This is a genomic window from Microcystis sp. LE18-22.4A (assembly GCF_027531105.1).
Classification (GTDB): Bacteria; Cyanobacteriota; Cyanobacteriia; order Cyanobacteriales; family Microcystaceae; genus Microcystis; species Microcystis aeruginosa.
Genome location: NZ_JAPZRB010000137.1, coordinates 1 through 1,345 on the forward strand (window position 1 = coordinate 1; position 1,345 = coordinate 1,345).

The window sequence follows — 1,345 nt, forward strand, 5'->3', positions numbered from 1 at the left end:
TCAATTGTCTATCTTTTGGTATTAACCTGTTTGTGCCTTAAGTCCTTCCCTGTATGGATTTCAGCTACTTTTGAGCGTAGGCGCTCTCATCGAATTTTATTTTAAGTTAATTATTTGCATAACAATTCCCGAAGAGCCAAATAAGCCAACAGATGGAGGTAATTTTATTTTATCTGAAGAAGAAAAAAATACTCTTGTCTCAAAAAACCCTTTGTTAATTAAATTTATTAGACCTTTTATTAGTGCTAGAGAATTTTTAAATGGTGGCAAAAAATGGTGTTTGTGGCTACTCGATATTAAACCAAATGAACTAAAGAATATACCTGAAATTTTGGAGCGGGTGGAAGCCGTGAAACAATTCAGGTCAAAAAGTATTGCAGCTTCAACCCGAAACTATTCTTATCATTGTTTATTTCGACAAATAACGCAACCAAAATCAGACTATATTCTTGTACCTAGAACTACGTCAGAAAATAGAAAATACATTCCTATTGGCTTTTTTACTGCTGATAATATCGTAAGTGATACTTGTCAAGCTATTCCGAACGGCGATTTATATTTATTTGGTATTCTTACTTCAGCAATGCACATGGCATGGGTTAAATATGTCTGTGGCAGATTAAAAAGTGATTATCGTTACTCAAAAGATATTGTTTATAATAATTTTCCTTTTCCAGAAAATATCACCGACAAACAAAAACAAACCGTCGAAACTTGCGCTCAAGCTGTGCTAGATACTAGGGTAAAATATCCTGATAGTAGCCTTGCGGATTTATACGATACCTTAACCATGCCTCCCGACTTGCTCAAAGCTCACCAAAAACTCGATAAAGCCGTTGATTTGTGTTATCGTCCCCAACCCTTTACCAGTGAATTAAACCGCATTGAATACCTCTTTGAACTCTACGAAAAATTAACCGCTCCCCTACTCCCTACCAGCAAACAAAAACCCCCGAAAAGAAAAAATCCTCAATAACGAAGACAGGAGACAGGAGACAGGAGACAGGAGACAGAAGATTATTTTTATTTATTCTCCCCATCACCCCACACCCCACACCCCACACCCCACACCCCACTTCCCCATCACCCCACACCCCACACCCCACACCCCACACCCCACTTCCCCATCACCCCATCACCCCATCACCCCACATCCCCCCGCAACGCGCACCCACTTACCACCCCACATCCCCCCGCAACGCGCCCCCAGTGACCACCCCACCCCCCCCCCCCCCCCCCCCCCCCCCCCAATACCCCCAATTTCCGGAACACGAAATTGTGCGGCGCAAAAGCCCGGGAAAAAATTCTTGTGTTAGGGGGGTTTGGGGGGGTAAACCCCCTTGGT

At 42.8% G+C, this 1,345-nt stretch carries 1 pseudogene; it reads left to right on the top strand.

The features are described from left to right. Nucleotides 1–139 precede the first annotated feature (139 nt). A pseudogene (locus tag O9295_RS06105) lies at nt 140–976 on the top strand (type IIL restriction-modification enzyme MmeI); the annotation flags it as partial. Nucleotides 977–1,345 lie beyond the last annotated feature (369 nt).